The sequence below is a fragment of the Streptomyces sp. NPDC107550 genome (genome assembly GCF_055639095.1).
The window spans coordinates 1-15,600 of sequence record NZ_JBVKBC010000046.1; the positions used below are offsets into that span (position 1 = coordinate 1).

Genomic DNA, 15,600 nt, shown 5'->3' on the forward strand with positions numbered 1-15,600 from the left:
GGAACAACCTCACGGCCTGTCTCTCCGACGGAAACGCAGTCCTGGTCTATCCCGCTGCCAACGAACAAGGTTTCGTCTTCCACACCGCTGGACCTCAGCGCCGCAATCCGATCGAATTCGATGGCCTCACCTTCGTAGCCTTCGAACGAGCCAAAGGTCAAGAAACAGCAAAGACCCTTTGAATGCCCAGCTCGTGAAGGGTTCTCTCCGCGCGAGCGGAGGTGCCCCGACGGTGTCCAGGGAGAGCATCGGAACGGTGTGGTTCTCTCCGCGCGAGCGGAGGTGCCCCGCAGATGGTCACCTAACGCATGCGTGTGCGTCAGAGGTCGCGTGATCGACCAGGTCGCGGCCACGGTACTGGCGCCGGCCCGGTCACCGAGAACCCGCACAACCGCGGCGGATGCCTCGTAGTGAGAGTCAACGTCCTCTTGGGGGCGACCCCACTCACCGCCTGGCGAACCGTACGGTTCGACAACGTCCCCCTCAGCAACCGCTACTGCTACGTCAGCTGATCCGGCGCGCAATTCAGGTCCGGGTTGTACCAGCAGCGGACCCTGCTGGTACAACTCCCCTCTCGCCAGGCAGCCATTGAGGTTGCGTGCCAACCGGTGGACAGTGGCTCGGTCCCGTTGTGAGCTACGGACCTCGTCGCCGAGGGAGGTCACTCCGTCGCGACCCTCGCCCACACGTCGCACCGCTCCTACCAGTGCTCTGGGGACCGAGGCGCACGTGAGGATTAGTCAGTCGGTACGGAAACGATCCGCCGGATCTCGCCATCCTGCACGTAGACCATCGCTCCGATCGCAAGAGCCTGGAGGCCGAGGAGAACGAGAGCCCCAGCCTTCTCCGGAAGGGCAGCGACCGCGCGGCCAGTGGGCAGAACTCGAACCTTGGCGCGTACGTCGCGGTACGCCAGGGAGTTCGCTTCCTGGACCGTGAGGGGAGCGGTCACGATGAGGTGAGTGATCACCTTCCGGCGCCTCATCTGCACCTGGCTCACGGCGACTCGCCGTCGGATCGGGAGACCGTTGGGCAGGCCGGAGAGCACCGTTTGGGATGCCCCCTCGGGGCTCTGGCCGTCCTCGACGGTTCCCGTCGGCAGCAACAGCGCCCCGTCGGGCATACACGGGAGGGCCAGACCGGTAGCGCCGACCGGAGCCAGCACGCTGACACCGATGATCGGCGGGCGCCAATTCTCGTATGGCGCCCGCGTTCGTGGCTTCGGTACGGGTGGAGCGGCTACCGCCATCATGTCCAGCCGCCTTCGTTCACGGCCTGGACGATCGAGTCCAGGTGACGCGGGTTGCTTGTCCCGGGGATCGGGGCGACGTGCGCTCCGCAGGCAAGCAGCCAGGACAGAGCCGCGAGGACGTTGCCGCCCGGTGCCGCAGCTCCGGCGTCGAGCGGACGGTACGGGACGTAGGGAATCTCCGCGTCGCGGCACATCTCCAGGACGGGGTCGTAGCGGTCGTGGATGTTAAGCACGTTCTGTACCGCAGCGACCGGGACCTCTTTCCGAGCCAGTGCGAAGTCTTCCGGCGTGACCTTGGAGATTCCGATGTGCCCGATCTTCCCCTCCTCGCGGAGGGCGGCGAGGGTGCCGAGCTGATCCGCGAGCGGTACTTCGGGGTCGATACGGTGCAGATAGCAAAGCTCCAGGCGCTCCACGCGCAGGCGGCGCAGGCTCGCCTCGACGCAGGCCCGCAGGTACACCGGGTGCCCGTGCGGGGCCCACATGTTCGGCGCCGGCCGGACGAATCCGACCTTGGTCGCGATGAGGACGTGGTCGGGGTAGGGGTAGAGGGCGTCCTTGATCAGGTGCTCGACGGTGTGGGGGCCGTATGCGTCGGCGGTATCGATGTGGCTGATGCCGAAGGTGTGCACGGCGTTGCGGAGCACGGTGAGTGCCTGTTCGCGATCGTCGGGGTCACCCCAAGTTCCGGGGCCGGTCAGTCGCATCGTGCCGAGGCCGAGGCGGGAGACGGTCTTTCCTGCGATCTCGATGGCGCCGCCGGGTGGCGTGACGGTCATACCAGTGCCTCCGTGCCGCAGAGTTGGAGGGCACGTTCGATGGCCGACGTCTGGCTGTCGTCGTCACCGGTGACGCGGACGTGCGGGATGCTGTCCTCGCGCAGGAGCGCGTGGGTGTGGTGGTCGACAAGCCCCCGGTAACGGTCGTCGTAGTCGTGCTTCGGCTTGATGGGCAGGTCCGGGTCGAGGACGGTAGCGAACAGCAGGTCGTACGGAGCGTGAGAGGCAGCGAGCCGGTGCAGGGCTTCGCGGTCGGTGCGCGGGGCGGACGCACCGCGCCATTCGAGGGCGGCCCGGAAGTAGGCGAGCGCGTCCCAGCAGGCGCGGTCCGCGAGGACGACGCGTAGGGGAGCATCGTCCAAGCGCGCCGCGGCGGCGATCTCGTCGGCGATGCCGGTGGCGAGGATCCAGCGGGTGGACTCCACCGTGTGGTGCTGCATCTTCGGCAGCGGCACGAGCGCCGCGCGTCGACCGAGGTGGCCGGTGCGCTGAACGGGGATGTCCAGGCCGCGCAGCTCCATCTCGATGCGGCGCATCAGCAGGCTCTTGCCGGTGGAATGGGTTCCCATCACGCCGATGCGGATGAGCTTGGTCGGGGTGGTCGTCACCACAGGGTGGGCTCCTGTTCTGGTTCGGGGGCGCCGGGAAGGCCGGGCGGGACGGCGGCGGCCACGAGCTGATCCCAGCTCTCGTACCGGTCAGCCATCGTGATGAGGAGCTGGGCAGTTGCGTAGGCGTCGAAGGTCGCGCGGTGGCGCTGGCCGGGGGCTTCGCTCAGGTCCGGCGCCGTGTGTTTGATCAGGGCATCGAGGCTGTACTTCGGCAGGTCGGGGTAGGTGGCCTTGGCCAGTCGAAGCGTGTCGATGACCCCGGTCGGCTGCCATTGCGGCAGGTGTGCGGACAGGACGCGGTAGTCCACGTGGGCGTTGTGGGCGGCGATCCACGCCGTGCCGAGCAGTTCGTGGACCGCGCCCTTGATCTCCTCCCAGCCAGGCTTGTCTTCGAGGACCTGGTTGGTGAGGCCGTGTACGCGGGCGGCGAAGGGCGTGACGGGGCGCTTCGGCTTGGTCAGCCATGCGCCGGCGGTGCTCTTGTCGGGCTGTCCGTCGCGTACGGGAAGTGCGGCCACCTCGACCAGGTCGGGCGGGTTGGTGCCGTTGCCCTCGACGTCGACAACGAACAGCGCGGGCCAGGAGGAGAAGATCATGCGGTTGGTGTTCCGTCCTCCGCCTTCCAGCCGATGTCGGCGCGGCCGTGTTGGCGGTAGTGGTGGGGCTTGGCTCGGTCGTGGCACTGGTAGCCGAACCCGTGCTGGAGGTAGTAGCGCGGCGGCTCGTCCAGTCCTTCAACGACGATGGCCCGTTCGGTGACATCGATCGGGCCGGTCGCGCCGAGTTCGCGCGCCTCCTGCGTGACGGCGTGCGCGTCCGGCTGGACCCAGGCCGCCTTGCACTTTGAGATCTGCTCGGGCGGGCAGATGTCGCACAGCTCACGGATGCCGTAGTGACCGTTGTAGTCGGCCTCCCCGTGTGCGTACGCGACGCCGCAGGAGGTCTTGCGGAACAGCGCTCCCCATGAGTTGTCCTGCTCGAAGGCGTCGAGTATCCGCTGTTCGGCGGCCTCGGGCATGATCTTGCGCCGGGCGGTGTCCTCGTACGGCATCGCCAGGCCGTGGGCCTCGTAGTACGCGGCGATCTCCTTGCGGAAGAACAGGCCGGTGAAGACGGTGGCGTGCGCGTGTTCGGAGAGCTCTTTGGCGCGGGCGATGTCGGCCGCGGAGTCGTTCAGGTCGGGCACGATGGGACGCCAGTACAGGACGGTGCGGTACCGCTCGGCGTTCTCGTAGAGGGTGCGCAGGCTCGTGGCCGCGATGTTGCTGTCCACCGGCTCGATCCGTTCGTCCTGGATGTGCGAATGGGTCACCAGCACGGTCAGCCGCAGGTTGGTGAAGCTGTTGAGGACGGCGCAGTCCTCGGGGTCGACTCGCCACCGGGTGATGATCAGGACGTGGTTGGTCAGTCCCCGGTCGTCGAGCTGGCGCAGCACGTTGAACACGTGGGGTTTGACGGCGGGCAGCATCGGGTCCGTGGCCCGGTTCAGGAGCTGGATCGGGGTCTGGTGCGGGCGGAAGTAGCGGTGCCCGACGAGGCGGCGCACGGCGTCCTCGTCGCTCATCAGCCGGCGGGGGACCTTCATGTCGAAGTTCTGGAAGAGGTGGCGCACGCAGTACCCGCAGTCGAGCGGGCAGCCGACGATCCAGTTCAGCGAGAGTCCCGATTTGCGGTACTCGATCACGTCGGCGAGTTCCTGTTTCAGGCCGCCGATCTTCTCGGGGGTGAGGATCGGCAGTGCGCGCCGGGCTCCGACGGTGGGAGTGCTCATCAGGTCTCCAGGTGGGGTCAGGTGTCGGCGGGCGTGCTCTGTGTCGGCAGTTCCGGAGTGAGGAGGTCGCGGCGGCCTGCGCCGTACCAGGTGCCGAAGTCGCGTCGGGCCGCGTCGGCGTCGTCGCTGGTGTGGACGAGGTTGCGCACCAGCCGCTTTTCGGCGAGGGCGGCGGCAAGGCTGTCGTCGCCCAGGTCGCCGCGGATGGTGCCGGGGGCGGCCAGTGTCGGGTCGAAGTGCCCTAACAGATGGCGGAGTTGGGTGTGCAGGCCGGGCTCGCCGTAGGCGAGGGCGACGGCGACGTTTCGTCCGGCGTACGTCTCGTCCAGGCAGGCGGGGATATCCCGGTCGGGGAACCAGTCGCGGTCCACCAGCAGATCCCAGTAGTGCACGTGCGCCTGCCAGGGCTGAACGGTGACCTCGCGCCGGTTGGCGACCGTGGCGCCCGTCGCGGCGATCCGCTCCAGGACGGCATCGACCAGACCGCGCTCTACCGCGTCCGGTTTGCACAGGATGACCGAGCAACGGTCGAAGTCGGAGACCTTCAGGGTCCGTCCGGGGCCGTACCAGGTTCCGAAGTCCCGACGGGCGGATGCCGGATCGTCGGAGGTGTGCACGAGGTTCCGCACGAGCCGGCCTCCCCGGGTGGCAGCCGCGACACTGTCGTTTCCGAGGTCGCCGCGGATCGTGCCGACCACGGCCTTCGTGGGGTCGGTGTGCCCGATCAGCCGCCGAAGGCGAGCATGGATGTCGGGACCGCCATGCGCCAGCGCGACCGTGACGCGCTGCCCCGCGTACGCGCCGTCAATGCGCGCAGGAAGATCCGCGGGGAAGCGCCCCGGGTCGGCAAGCATGTCGCGGTAGGCAACGTGGGCCTGCCACGGCTCCGCGACGAGTTCCGTCCGGGCGCGGATGGAGACCCCGGCCCCTTCGATCCGGTCGAGGACGACGTCGACCAGGCCGCGGTCCACGGCGTCCGGTTTACACAGGACGACGGCCCAGCGGTCGAAGTCGATCCCGGTGACGACCGCACCGGACGCCGGTTTCCGGCTCATCGGGCGTCCTCCGTGGTCACGCACGCCGCCCACTTGTGGCCGAGGAGCCAGCGCAGCCCGGGGTGCAGGGCGCCGAGCACGTCTCGGCTGACCGTGTCGGTGTCGTCGTGCTGGATCTGGCGGTACGCCTCGAACAGCAAGACGACCTGCTGCCAGTACGCGTCCACGCCCAGGTGCGCGATCTCGTCCGCGCTGTACTTGACCGTGTTGGTCCGCAGCAGCTCCTCGTGCTCCATGAGGCGGCTGATCGTGTCCGGGCCGGTCTCCGCCGGCATGGCGGGGAAGGGGAACTGCTGCGGGGCGCGCCGCAGCTCGGCCTCGTTCAGCACCAGCCGTACGCGCTCGGCGTTCCGGTCGTTGACGTGAGCGGAGCCGATCATGTGCGTGTAGTGGCCGAGTTTCAGGCCGAGTTGGACGGCGGCGTACTCCTGGATCATCGTGAAGGAGAACGCATCGCTGAGCAGTCCGCAGTCGAGGTCGTTCGCCCGCATGTGGCACACCATGTGTAGCCGGCCGTCACGGACGAACAGGTGGAGGCCCGCGAGGCACGCCATGTCGGGGTTGTCGGAGACGGTCAGCTCTTTGACCGAGAAGACGGGCAGGTACCCGCGCTTGCTGTCGGTCTCCGTACGCAACAGCTCCAGCACCCGGTCGAACGGCGAGACCGTGTCTCCGTCGGCGGGGTTGAACAGGGTGTGTCCGTATGCCGACCCGCCTAGGGTGACGCCGTCGGCGGAGCCGGAACGCATCGACGGCGCGTAGTAACCGATCATCTCCAGGTCCCGGCGGCCGGCCAGATACCAGAGGGCTTCCGCGAACTGAAAGACCGGGTTGACTTTCCGGCTGGCGAGGTACGGAAGCCGCTGGCGCGGGTCGGGGAGCCGGAAGCTGACGCCGATCACCTCGCGGGCGGCATTACCCCGCGCGTCGATGCGGTGCTCGAAGCTGGCGGAGGCGAGGCGTAGTAGGGCGAGGTAGGCCCCTTCCACGCTGCGGTACGTCGGTGCGGTGAGCATGAACTCCTCCAGTCGCAATGGGACGTGGGGCGGCAAGTGGATGTGGTTGGTCGGCGTTCGCGGGGGCGGGCGATGGCGGTGAGCGGGCGGGGCCTGACCGGCGGCGCGCGACCTACTCGGCGAAATGAGGACGTCTTCATTTCGGTCTGCCGGGCAGTAGGCCCCATGCGTGAGCCAGGGCGACGAGGTGCGTGGCATCGGCCGCACCCACCTCGTTGAGCAGGTCGTTCAGGGCGGAGGGGACATCGGCGGGGGCGATCTGGGCGGCGCGGGCGACGTCACCAGGGGTGCAGTGCTGAGCGACCGCCCGAAGTAGCAGTCGCTGTTTCCAGTTGAGGCAGGGCGCCGGCCTGTCTGGTGTCGGAGGGGTGACCTGCCCGGCAGCCAACAGGAAGTGCACGAGCACCTGCGGTTTGCAGCGGGTCGGGCAGTGGACGCTCGCCCGGATGTCGCGGACGTACTGGCGGATCGTCTCCATCGACAGACCGGTCTCCGTGGCGATCTCGCGGGGCGTGAGCCCTTCCACGAGGTGCTGGGCGACGCGCCGCAGGGAGGGTTGCAGCGGCGTGATCGGCGGTTGGGTCGTCATGAGCGGGGCCACGGGTGTCTCTTTCTCAGCTGGGCGTACGGTTGCGGTTCTCGGCGTGCCCGGCCCGGCAGGGCGGATGCGGGACGGACGGGTGCGGAGGCTCAGGCGGCGGTCGGGTCGGGCTGCGCTCGTCTGGCCTGGGCGGTGAGGTGCAGGGACCACTGGATGTGGTCGGGGTTGAGGGTGGCGTCGGCGAGTCGGATGCGTTGGATCTCGCCGGTGCCGGCCGGGGCGTAGGTGTGCTGGATGTCGCGCCACAGCCGCTGGAGGACGTAGCCGCCGTCGACGGCGTACGCGCCGTGCAGTTCCATCGCGTCGCGCGCCGTCTCCTCGGCCCATTTGTGGCCCAGGTACTTCGAGTTGATCAGCTCGGTGTCGCAGGCAAGACCCTCATCGAGGAGGTGGACGGCCTGGTAGGCGAGTATCCGTGCGGCGCGAAGGCGCGCTTCCATGTCGCCGATCCGGTCGCGTATGACGGGCAGGTCGGCGAGGGTGCCGTCGTAGCGGGGGCGGGTTGTGACGCGGGCGGTGGTGGCGGCCGTGGCTGCTTCGTGAAGGCCGAGGCTTAACGCGGCGAGGTTGGGGCGGCCGTAGAGGATGCTGCTGCTCTGGGCGACGGCCAGCCCCTGGCCGACCTCGCCGATCACGTTCTCCTGCGGGACGTGGACCTGGTCGAGGTCGAGGCGGCCGGCGGAGAACCCGTGCAGACCGAGACCGGCACGGTGAGCGCGGACGGACAGGCCGGACCGGTCGGATTCGACCAGGAACGCGGTCAGGGCTTGCGAGGTGCGCACGCCCGGTGGGGCGGTGCGGGCGAGGACGAGGTGGGCTCCGGCGAGGTGGCTGTTGCCGACGTGGATCTTGCTGCCGGTGATCACCCACTCGTCGCCGTCCTGTTCGGCGAGGGTTTGGATGCCGCCGATGTGCCCGCCGGCGTCCGGTTCGGTCACGGCGATCGACAGCAAAAGGGAGTCGCCGGCGATGTGGGGGAGCCAGCGGGCCTGCTGCTCGTCGGTGGCGTAGTGCAGCAGGGCGCCGACGGGGATGAGGGTGGCCTGCAAGATGGCCGCCGCAGCCGCCGAGATCCGCGCGAGGCGGTGGATGAGGATCGTCTTGGCCACATGACCCAGCCCCAGCCCGCCGAGAGCGCTCGGCACGGTGACCGCGAACCAGCGCTGCTGCGCCATCAGTTCAGCGACCTTGCGCTCGACCCGGGCGGGGCTGCGTTCCATGGTGGCGATGCGCGGCGCGACGTGTTCGGCGGCGAAGGCATCGGCCTCCTGCCAGAGCAGCTCGTGACGGGCGACGTCCTCGGCCGTCTCGCCGAGGTAGGGGCGCAGCGCCGGAGGCGTCGAGCTGGGTTTGGCGGTGGCGGTCATGAACGTCTCCCTCTCCCAGGGTGAAGGTCGCGCGGTGAAACTGGCCGGTCGGGGTGCTGGACGTGCGGGCCCGGGTCAGGTGCGGGTGATCAGATCCATGACCTGGAAGCTGGCGGCGACGGTGAGGTCCCGCAGGGGCCGCGCTTCCTGTTCGGTGCGGGCGTCGGGGTCGATGACGCACACGGTGCCGAGGGGGGTGCCGTTGGGGTGGATGAGCGGGGCGCCGAAGTAGGCGCGGATGCCGATGGCGTCGACGACGGGGTTGCCGCTGAAACGGGGGGAGGCGTGGACGTCGAACAGCGGCAGTGCCTTGCGCCGGGCCACGACCTCCGGGCACCAGCCGTGATCGAGGCCCATGGTGCGGCCCACCCTCACGTGGCCGGCCTTCTCGGGCGGCTGGTGCAGCCCGATGAACTCCTGGCCCCCCGGGAAGAGGTTCACGAAGCCGTAGAGGAAACCGGTACGTTCGGCGAGCTCGCGGGCGGCCTCGTCGAAGCGAGCGTCTTCAACCACACCGGAGACGGTGACGAGTCCGAGCTGCTGCAACAGTTCCCGCCGTCGCGCCGCCTCCGCACGCAGGCTTTCCTGGAGCTGGTCCCGGAAGTGCCCGGTGGGGGCGCTGGGCCGGACAGGGCGCGGCGGAAGCGCCCGCAGCAGGTGCGGGGCCTGTACACCGGCGTGGGCGTGGGCTTGGTCCTGAGTCATCGGGCGTCCGTAAGTTGGGGGGCGGGGGCGGTGTAGGCCATGGCGTGGGTGACAAGGGTGAGCAGGGCGGCGGCGACGCGGTCCGGGTCGCGGGCGTCACAGGCGAGCAAGGGGACGTCGGGGTGGAGGTCGAGCGCGGCGCGGACCTGCTCGCTCGGATAGCGGTAGGCGCCGTCGAACTCGTTCACCGCGACGACGAAGGGAAGCCTGCGGTCTTCGAAGAAGGTGATGGGGGCGAAGGCGGCGTCGAGGCGGCGGGTGTCGACGAGAACGACCGCGCCGACCGCGCCCTGGGACAGCTGGGCCCACAGGCCGCGGAAGCGTTCCTGGCCGGGCGTGCCGAACAGGAACAGCTCCAAAGGCACGGCGTCGGTCAGGGTGAGGCGGCCGAAGTCGAAGGCAACCGTGGTCGTCCGCTTCGCCTCGATGCCGGACAGGTTGTCGATGTGGGTGCCGGCTTCGGTCAGGTACTCCTCGGTGCGCAGCGGTTCGATCTCGCTGACCGCGCCGACCGCGGTGGTCTTCCCCGCACCGAAGCCGCCCGCGATCACCACCTTCAGCACCACCGGCGCAACACGCGCAGCACAGGGTGTGGTCACGGCCGGGTCACCCGGCCTGGGCGTAGGGGAGGTGGGAGACGGCATCGGGGAATTTCCTTCTCAGGCCGGAGCTGAGGGCGGCCAGGAGCTGCACGTCGGGTCGTCCGTCCGCGTTCTGCGCGCCGGACCCGGTGGGGGCGGGGACGGTGAGGGCGTCGGCGTCCAGGAGGTCGGAGACGAGGATCTTGACGGCGGTCACCGGCCGGTGAAGCGTGCCGGCCAGCTCGCTCAGCGAGCGGCGGTGCTCGCGGCACAGCTCCCAGATCACCTGGCACTCCTGGGCCTGGGCGGGCCCGGGGCGCCTGGGGCCGGGCTCGACCACGGTGTCCAGACCGAGCAGGTGCCGGGGGCGGGTCCTTCCCCCGGTCAGCGTGTAGGTCCGCACGTACGAGGCGTCCGGCGCGGGCGGGGTGGTCACTGCGTGTCTCCGTCAGCGCCGCAGCGCACGGGGATCTGCATGTAGGGGGCGAAACGCTGGATGAGGCGGCTCATCTCGAAGGCGACGGCGCCGGCATCGGCGTTGGGGGCCGTGATGACGGCGAGGACGGTGTCCACCGCGGTGCCCAGGGGGTTGAAGGTTCCCGTCCCGGCGCTCTGCAGGAGGAGGAGGCAGTCCTCGCGCTCGACGAGGACCTGGCTGGCGGGGCGTCGCAGGCGGGTCGGGCCGCTGAAGTCCTGGGCGATGGCGGCCAGCCCGCACACAGCCGCGGACAGGAGGTCCGCCCAGTCCTTTTCCACGCCGGAGTCCGCCACGCGCAGGCCGTCGCGGGAGAGCAGCACCGCGTGTGTGACGGAGGGGTTGGTTTCGGTGAAGGTGCGCAGCAGCCATGCCAGTTGCTCCAGCGCGGCTGGCGTGGAGACGTGCTGCTGGGGCGGGTTCTGCGCGGGCTCGGAGTGGGTGGTCATGAAGATCGCTCCTGGCGTGTGTGGGACAGGCGACGGGACGCGCGCGGTCACGGCCCGGTCTGAGACACCGACGGCGTCGGAGGCTGGGAGGCCGCAGAGGCGGACTGGCCGGCGGCTGCTCCGCGGCGGAAGTCGCCCACGAGTCCCGGCCTCGGCGGCGGAGGAGCGGGCGCGTGTTCCGGGGCAGGACAGTAGGAACCGGGCTGCCGCACACGCCGGGGCAGGTCAGAGGGGGCTCCGGCGTTCGAGGCGGCAGGCGTCCCGGGTATCGGAGCGGGCGCGGCGGTAGTCGGCGGATGGGGCAACGCGGACTGAGCGGACTGTGGAGGCCGCGCCGGGGTGGTCGCGACGGTGCCCGTGTTCATGGGGACGAGCAGTTTCTCGGGGACGACGACGAGGGCGGTCGTGCCGCCGGTCGGCCCTTCCTGCAAGAGCACCGTGAGACCGTGCGTCGCGGCGATCTTGGCTGCGACGAGCAGACCGATCCGCCCGTCCCTCACCTGACCGCTCACATCCACCGCATCGGGCTGGCGCAGCAGCTCGTTCATCTGGGCGCGCAGAGCAGGCGTCATCGGCAGGGCCCGGTCCTCGACCTCGATCGACAAGCCGGCCGGTACGCGCTGCGCACGGACCATGACCCGCGTCTCGGGGGGTGAGAACTCGGCGGCGTTCTCGATCAGTTCGGCCAGCAGGTGTGTCAGGTCCGGGCCCACATGCCCAGGAAGGCCCAGGTCGGGCACCGTAGTCGCGGCAGTGTGCACGCGGGGGTACTGCACGACTTCGGAGGCGGCGCCACGCAACAGGGTGACGACCGGCACAGGTCGGCGGGAGCGGCGCAGAGACTGCCCGCCCAGCACAGCGGTGCTCTCCACCTGACGACGCATACGCGTCACGAGGTGATCAATCTCAAAGATCTTCGACAACAGCTCGGGATCGTCGGTCAGCATCTCCAGCTGACTGATTGCCTCCAGAGCCTTGGCGACCAGAGCGTGCTCTCGCATGGCCAGGCGGCGCAGAACTTCCAGAATCACGACGGACTGCGACTCGTCATGCACACGTATCAACGATTCGACGGCCTGCACCTGGAGCCCGCTCAACGCCTTGTGGACCTCTGCGATGGGCGCGAAGGGGCCAGCGGGCTGCGGCAGATGACTGTCCGGGAGCGGGGGGCGTGCCCCTCGACACAGCTCGTCTGCCCACCACTGCAACGACTTCTCGATTGCCGCGGCGGCCCCTGCGACCGCCGCCAATTCCGCCGCTCGCCCCTCCTGGGACGTCTCCTGCACGGTCCTTGCGGCAGTTCACACTCCGTCGGCCGCCACCAGGCCGACCGCGGGCAGCCCGCAGGTAAGGCCGATCAGGAGCCAGCCAGCGGCGACCGAGGCTGTCGCCCAGAGGGCGAAGGCGGTGCCGAGGAGCGCTGCCAGAAGCAACAGAGGCAGGGCCACGGCACGACGGACGCAGCGCACCGTGGAGGCATCGATTTGTGGGGTGCGCCGCCGCCGGTGGCCGGTGGCGGCGCGCCGTGTCGGGAACGCGCTGTCAGACATGGGAAACCTCGTCAGTGGGTGGAGCGGTGAGCACGCAACGACACCGGGGTTCCGATGCGTCATGCCGGCGTAGTTCGCACGTCGTCAGGGGCCCAGCGGTCTCACACGTGTTCGCCACCATCACGGCCTCCCGGCGGGGGCGCGGAAAACGCACCACGTGGTCTTGCCGTCGTCGCTGATGCCCCACCGCTCGGTCAGAACCGTGACGAGGAGCAGGCCGCGGCCAGAATCGTCGTCCTCATCGGGGGAGCGCAGGCTAGCGGGGGACGGACTTCCGTCGGTGACCGCGACGTGCAGTTCGTCGTCGGCGCACTGAACCCGGAGGGCTACGTCGCCCTCGCCGTGCTCGACTGCGTTGGTGACCAGCTCGGAAACGGCGAGCACGACGTTCTCGGCCAGTGGGCCACCCATGTTCCAAAGCCCCAGGAAAGCCATGGTGATCCGGCGCGTGGCTCCGACCTGGCGCCGCGACGGGGCGAATGCCACCTCGAAGGCGTGCGACGCCTGACGCAGTGGTTGCACCGCGACGGGTGCGACTACTGAAGCCGAGGTCATCGAAAGCCTCCCAGGTGGACAGGTCGGAAGGGAGCTCATGTGGGGACTCCCGCCCGTAGTGAAGCTGGCCTACCTAGAGCGAACCGCTTAGCCGGTGGAATGGGGATGGGGTCAAGGGCTTGGCGGTGGTCAAAGTGGTCAAAGATCGTTTGTCGTTCGTCTGCTCCTTCTCGGGGGGACCGTCACGTTGGGCTGTGACGGAGTGCGGGAGCGATCCAGTGCCCTGAGAGGGGGTAACTCAGCGTCTACTGAGCCTGGTTAAGCGATTTGTCCCAGAGGGGAACGAGGGCGTCACCGCATTCGGTCTCGTAGCGGATCGACTCGGTGACGAGCCGCTCGTGACCAGCACGAACGTGTCGACGTAACCCTTGGCTGCGTTCGGCTCACTCTTCATCACGTGCTCGCGTGCTCACGGGACAACTGCCGTGCCTGGCCGACTGACTGCGGTTCTCCCACATCGGCCACAGCCAGCCTTCACCGGCCTCGGCCCGCCTCACGGTGATGGTTCGCTCAACAGCTTGACCTTGCACCTCGTGGGGGTGTCCTTCGGCCATCTTTCCGGCACTACAGATCAGTTGAGCACTACTTTGGAACCAGGGCTGTCCTGAGCCAAGGGTTGGGGCGGCTCAGTCAACGTGGTCAAAGATCGGGTTCAGTGGCGGGGCACACGATGGCGCGCGAGAGGAACGAGCGGCTGGCCGCGCTTCTCCTGGAAGCTCGCTGGTCACGGGCACAGGCGGCATCCGCGTACAACCGGGTCGCCGCCGAGACGCTGAACGGCGAGGTACGGGAGAACTCCAAGGTCGGCCGCTCCCACGTGAGCATGTGGGTCGGAGGCACCCAGCCGACAGGGGTCGCCCCCGCTATCTTGTGCCAGGCGCTGACCCGTCGATTAAAGCGTGAGATCACGCCGGACGAAGCCGGGTTCGCAGCATCCACCTCACCAGCGCAAGGCGCGCTGGACTGGCGCGCCGATCCCTTGATCGCGCTGAACGAACTGGGGAGTGGCGTGGACACGGACCGGCGGCGGCTACTCGCGGGTGGCGTGTACTCCGCGGCAGCTCTCCTCATGCCGGAGGAAACGTGGTGGGACGCCATGTCGAGGCCGCAGGCAGAGGACGCGTCGACGGGCAAGCGTGTCGGGCGCGGAGACGTCGAGATCGTCCGAGAGCTGACGTTGGCCTTCTCGCGCATGGACCAGCGGCGCGGTGGTGGCCACGGGCGGCGGGCGGTCGACGAGTACCTGAAGCACGAGGTCCACGACTTCCTCCGAGGCCATTTCGCTGACGAAGCGACCCGCCGCGCGATGTTCTCAGCATCCGCCGAGCTCGCCTACGTGTCCGGCTGGATGGCCTTCGACAACAGCGAGCACGCAGTCGCGCTCCAGCGCTTCAACACCGCCGTGAAGCTCGCGGCCCGCTCTGATGATGCTCCCCTGAGCGGACACATCCTGCGCGCCATGGCACACCAGGCGCTCGACCTGGGGTTCCGGCGCGAAGCTCTCCAGATCGCCGAGACCTCTGTGCGTGGCGAGCGGTACGCCGCGGCGACCCCTCGCGAACGGGCACTCCTCGGTGTGGTGCACGCGCGTACCCTCGCCGCGAACGATTTCAAGCAGCAGGCGGCCAGGGCGCTGCTCCGCGCAGAAGACGACTTGGCGAACGCCAGCGACGGGGTCAGGGAGCCGGACCGGACCTTCTTCTTCGGTGAAGCGTCGCTCGCGCACGAGACCGCCTGCACGTTGCGGGACCTTGGTGATCCGCAGCGCGCGGTCAAGGAGTTCCGGCGCTCCGTACGCACGCGAGGAGCTGCCTTCCGGCGCACGCACGCGGTCACTCTCGGATACATGGGGGCAGCGCAGATCGCACAGGGCGGCGTCGAAGAAGCGTGCGCGACGTGGACCAACGTCCTGGACGCGATGGATGACGGGATCTACTCAGGTCGAGCCCGTCAGACGGTCGTGGACATGCGACGACTCATGTCGCCCTACCGCAAACGCGGCATCCCCGCGGTAGGAGCGCTTGACGCCCGTGCGGCGTCGTATCTGGCCCAAGTAGATTGATCACACGTGTCGTCCAGACCGAATTGAAGGGCTGAGGGTCATGGCGTTGGAGATCAAGCCGATCGGGGAAGTTATCGCGGGCCGTAGCGAGGTGGCCGACGACTACTGGGGAGGCGTCGAGTCGGTGATCCAGCTCGACGAGAAGTTCCCGCTCGATGCCGTACAGGGCCTGGAAGAGTTCTCCCATCTGATCGTCGTGTGGCATTTCGACCAGGCGTCCCCCGATGCCGTGGAGTATCACGCGCGCAGCCCGCGCGGAAACGCGGACTGGCCGGCCACCGGCACTTTCGCCCACCGTAACCACCGCCGCCCCAACCAGTTGGCGCAGAGCTTTCCCCGCTTGCTGAAGATCGACGGACTCCGCCTGCATGTGACCGACCTGGATGCTGTGGTCGGGACGAAGATCTACGACCTGTCTCCCTGGTTTGCGGAAATGGGGCCGCGCGGGGAGGTCGGCGAGCCCGCGTGGCCGGGAGAGATGCTGGCGGACTACTGGACCAACCCCGCCTGACGTTCCGGGATCAACTGCGCCCAGGGCGTCCCGGTCTTCGTCCTCACTCTGGGGTCTAGTCCGCTGTTGTGGACGGGAGCAAGCAAGGGTCCATGGACGAGCAATCGGCGCCTTGGGGGTCTGGATGATGGGTAGCTGACTGTCAGGTCGGGTAAGCGCGCCAGACGCATCGCAGTGATCGCTGCCGGTGCTGCCGGACTTGTCATCGGCGCAGCCGTGGTGGGAGGTGTCTGGGCCCTGACGGACCACAACGGCGCAAG

Annotated in this window: 19 protein-coding genes; 3 read left to right on the plus strand and 16 right to left on the minus strand. The window is 68.9% G+C overall.

What is annotated here, in order from left to right; genetic code table 11:
* Positions 1-182, plus strand: a 182-nt coding sequence (locus tag ACZ7LY_RS32255; RefSeq protein ID WP_471628312.1) for a type I-E CRISPR-associated endoribonuclease Cas2, incomplete at its 5' end; no start/stop codon positions are given.
* Between the two features lie 554 nt (positions 183-736).
* On the opposite strand, the gene ACZ7LY_RS32260 is transcribed toward ACZ7LY_RS32255, so the two are convergent.
* The 16 genes from ACZ7LY_RS32260 to ACZ7LY_RS32335 form a co-directional block, all read right to left on the minus strand.
* Entirely contained in the window at positions 737-1,123 is a 387-nt protein-coding gene (locus ACZ7LY_RS32260; RefSeq protein ID WP_471628313.1) for a hypothetical protein, read from the minus strand.
* Positions 1,124-1,248: 125 nt separating this feature from the next.
* The gene (locus ACZ7LY_RS32265; RefSeq protein WP_471628314.1) at positions 1,249-2,031 is read right to left on the minus strand and encodes an aldo/keto reductase; all 783 of its coding nucleotides are present in this window, start codon (positions 2,029-2,031) and stop codon (positions 1,249-1,251) included.
* Positions 2,028-2,639, minus strand: coding sequence for an AAA family ATPase (locus tag ACZ7LY_RS32270; protein ID WP_471628315.1), 612 nt, complete (start codon positions 2,637-2,639; stop codon positions 2,028-2,030). Before ACZ7LY_RS32270 ends, ACZ7LY_RS32265 begins: the two co-directional genes overlap by 4 nt.
* Complete coding sequence (locus ACZ7LY_RS32275; protein ID WP_471628316.1) at positions 2,636-3,238, minus strand: 3'-5' exonuclease; 603 nt, start codon at positions 3,236-3,238, stop codon at positions 2,636-2,638. The genes ACZ7LY_RS32270 and ACZ7LY_RS32275 overlap by 4 nt, the downstream gene beginning before the upstream one ends.
* On the minus strand, positions 3,235-4,413 hold the full coding sequence (locus ACZ7LY_RS32280; RefSeq protein WP_471628317.1) for a radical SAM protein: 1,179 nt from the start codon (positions 4,411-4,413) through the stop codon (positions 3,235-3,237). The genes ACZ7LY_RS32275 and ACZ7LY_RS32280 overlap by 4 nt, the downstream gene beginning before the upstream one ends.
* Before the next feature lie 17 nt (positions 4,414-4,430).
* Complete coding sequence (locus ACZ7LY_RS32285) at positions 4,431-5,468, minus strand: nucleoside-diphosphate kinase (protein WP_471628318.1); 1,038 nt, start codon at positions 5,466-5,468, stop codon at positions 4,431-4,433.
* A complete protein-coding gene (locus tag ACZ7LY_RS32290) occupies positions 5,465-6,484 on the minus strand; it encodes a thymidylate synthase (RefSeq protein ID WP_471628319.1) in 1,020 nt (339 codons plus the stop codon). The genes ACZ7LY_RS32285 and ACZ7LY_RS32290 overlap by 4 nt, the downstream gene beginning before the upstream one ends.
* 136 nt (positions 6,485-6,620) lie before the next feature.
* Complete coding sequence (locus ACZ7LY_RS32295) at positions 6,621-7,073, minus strand: helix-turn-helix transcriptional regulator (protein WP_471628320.1); 453 nt, start codon at positions 7,071-7,073, stop codon at positions 6,621-6,623.
* Positions 7,074-7,174: 101 nt separating this feature from the next.
* Positions 7,175-8,452, minus strand: a complete 1,278-nt coding sequence (locus ACZ7LY_RS32300) for an acyl-CoA dehydrogenase family protein (protein WP_471628321.1) — start codon at positions 8,450-8,452, stop codon at positions 7,175-7,177.
* Positions 8,453-8,527: 75 nt separating this feature from the next.
* Positions 8,528-9,157: a GAF domain-containing protein gene (locus ACZ7LY_RS32305; RefSeq protein ID WP_471628322.1), complete on the minus strand. Its 630-nt coding sequence runs from the start codon at positions 9,155-9,157 to the stop codon at positions 8,528-8,530.
* A complete protein-coding gene (locus ACZ7LY_RS32310; protein WP_471628330.1) occupies positions 9,154-9,720 on the minus strand; it encodes a GTP-binding protein in 567 nt (188 codons plus the stop codon). Before ACZ7LY_RS32310 ends, ACZ7LY_RS32305 begins: the two co-directional genes overlap by 4 nt.
* A 43-nt stretch (positions 9,721-9,763) precedes the next feature.
* Positions 9,764-10,174 (minus strand): DUF742 domain-containing protein, encoded by a 411-nt coding sequence (locus ACZ7LY_RS32315; RefSeq protein ID WP_471628323.1) that lies wholly within the window; start codon positions 10,172-10,174, stop codon positions 9,764-9,766.
* Positions 10,171-10,662, minus strand: a complete 492-nt coding sequence (locus ACZ7LY_RS32320) for a roadblock/LC7 domain-containing protein (RefSeq protein ID WP_471628324.1) — start codon at positions 10,660-10,662, stop codon at positions 10,171-10,173. The genes ACZ7LY_RS32315 and ACZ7LY_RS32320 overlap by 4 nt, the downstream gene beginning before the upstream one ends.
* Before the next feature lie 47 nt (positions 10,663-10,709).
* The gene (locus ACZ7LY_RS32325; protein ID WP_471628325.1) at positions 10,710-11,717 is read right to left on the minus strand and encodes a sensor histidine kinase; all 1,008 of its coding nucleotides are present in this window, start codon (positions 11,715-11,717) and stop codon (positions 10,710-10,712) included.
* A 246-nt stretch (positions 11,718-11,963) separates the two neighbouring features.
* Positions 11,964-12,212: a hypothetical protein gene (locus ACZ7LY_RS32330; RefSeq protein ID WP_471628326.1), complete on the minus strand. Its 249-nt coding sequence runs from the start codon at positions 12,210-12,212 to the stop codon at positions 11,964-11,966.
* A 120-nt stretch (positions 12,213-12,332) separates the two neighbouring features.
* The gene (locus tag ACZ7LY_RS32335; protein WP_471628327.1) at positions 12,333-12,767 is read right to left on the minus strand and encodes an ATP-binding protein; all 435 of its coding nucleotides are present in this window, start codon (positions 12,765-12,767) and stop codon (positions 12,333-12,335) included.
* 670 nt (positions 12,768-13,437) lie between these two features.
* On the opposite strand from ACZ7LY_RS32335, the gene ACZ7LY_RS32340 reads away from it, so the two are divergent.
* Positions 13,438-14,829, plus strand: coding sequence for a Tat pathway signal protein (locus ACZ7LY_RS32340; protein ID WP_471628328.1), 1,392 nt, complete (start codon positions 13,438-13,440; stop codon positions 14,827-14,829).
* Between the two features lie 40 nt (positions 14,830-14,869).
* Positions 14,870-15,340 carry a TrmO family methyltransferase domain-containing protein gene (locus tag ACZ7LY_RS32345; RefSeq protein WP_471628329.1) on the plus strand — a complete coding sequence of 157 codons (471 nt, stop codon included), beginning with the start codon at positions 14,870-14,872 and terminating at the stop codon, positions 15,338-15,340.
* Positions 15,341-15,600: the final 260 nt, after the last annotated feature.

Coding starts and splice junctions, on each gene's coding strand:
- ACZ7LY_RS32260 (WP_471628313.1), bottom strand. CDS start 1,123: ATGCCCGACGGGGCGCTGTTGCTGCCGACGGGAACCGTCGAGGACGGC.
- ACZ7LY_RS32265 (WP_471628314.1), bottom strand. CDS start 2,031: ATGACCGTCACGCCACCCGGCGGCGCCATCGAGATCGCAGGAAAGACC.
- ACZ7LY_RS32275 (WP_471628316.1), bottom strand. CDS start 3,238: ATGATCTTCTCCTCCTGGCCCGCGCTGTTCGTTGTCGACGTCGAGGGC.
- ACZ7LY_RS32280 (WP_471628317.1), bottom strand. CDS start 4,413: ATGAGCACTCCCACCGTCGGAGCCCGGCGCGCACTGCCGATCCTCACC.
- ACZ7LY_RS32285 (WP_471628318.1), bottom strand. CDS start 5,468: ATGAGCCGGAAACCGGCGTCCGGTGCGGTCGTCACCGGGATCGACTTC.
- ACZ7LY_RS32290 (WP_471628319.1), bottom strand. CDS start 6,484: ATGCTCACCGCACCGACGTACCGCAGCGTGGAAGGGGCCTACCTCGCC.
- ACZ7LY_RS32295 (WP_471628320.1), bottom strand. CDS start 7,073: ATGACGACCCAACCGCCGATCACGCCGCTGCAACCCTCCCTGCGGCGC.
- ACZ7LY_RS32300 (WP_471628321.1), bottom strand. CDS start 8,452: ATGACCGCCACCGCCAAACCCAGCTCGACGCCTCCGGCGCTGCGCCCC.
- ACZ7LY_RS32305 (WP_471628322.1), bottom strand. CDS start 9,157: ATGACTCAGGACCAAGCCCACGCCCACGCCGGTGTACAGGCCCCGCAC.
- ACZ7LY_RS32320 (WP_471628324.1), bottom strand. CDS start 10,662: ATGACCACCCACTCCGAGCCCGCGCAGAACCCGCCCCAGCAGCACGTC.
- ACZ7LY_RS32330 (WP_471628326.1), bottom strand. CDS start 12,212: ATGTCTGACAGCGCGTTCCCGACACGGCGCGCCGCCACCGGCCACCGG.
- ACZ7LY_RS32335 (WP_471628327.1), bottom strand. CDS start 12,767: ATGACCTCGGCTTCAGTAGTCGCACCCGTCGCGGTGCAACCACTGCGT.
- ACZ7LY_RS32340 (WP_471628328.1), top strand. CDS start 13,438: ATGGCGCGCGAGAGGAACGAGCGGCTGGCCGCGCTTCTCCTGGAAGCT.
- ACZ7LY_RS32345 (WP_471628329.1), top strand. CDS start 14,870: ATGGCGTTGGAGATCAAGCCGATCGGGGAAGTTATCGCGGGCCGTAGC.